The sequence below is a fragment of the Streptomyces sp. SP17BM10 genome, assembly GCF_036322405.1.
Classification (GTDB): Bacteria; Actinomycetota; Actinomycetes; order Streptomycetales; family Streptomycetaceae; genus Kitasatospora.
Genome location: NZ_JAQYXB010000081.1, coordinates 1 through 382, shown reverse-complemented (window position 1 = coordinate 382; position 382 = coordinate 1). Strand labels below are relative to the sequence as shown.

Annotated in this window: 1 protein-coding gene; it reads left to right on the top strand. The window is 77.5% G+C overall.

Translation table 11 applies throughout. From position 1 onward, the window contains the following. Nucleotides 1-82: 82 nt before the first annotated feature. Nucleotides 83-382, top strand: a 300-nt coding sequence (locus PUR71_RS00315) for a hypothetical protein (RefSeq protein WP_329924260.1), incomplete at its 3' end; no start/stop codon positions are given.

Sequence of the window (382 nt, the reverse complement as noted above, 5' to 3'; positions counted from 1 at the left end):
GGGCCAGCCAGCGCGAGGCCGCCCGCCGCGCCGACTGCTCGCCGTCCTACGTCCGCAAGGTCGTCAACGGGGAGGCTGCCGCGTGAGCTGGCCGAACAAGGTGATCCCGGACTTCACCGACGCCGAACTCGTCGCCGCGACCAACGCCAACGAGCACAGCCCGCACCCCGAGATGCGGAGCCACTCCGGCGCCCCGGACCCCGGGGCGCAGCGCCGCGCCGCGGACCCCCCCGCCGTGGCCGACCGGGCGGCCGTAGGACGGGGAGCAGTCGGCGCGGGGGGCGGCCGCGCGCTGGCTGGCCCCCGCGGCGATGGGCTCCAAGATCCGTTCGCGGCGGGGCTCCGGGGTCATCTCCCCGGTGGTCTCCGGCTCCTGGTCCTC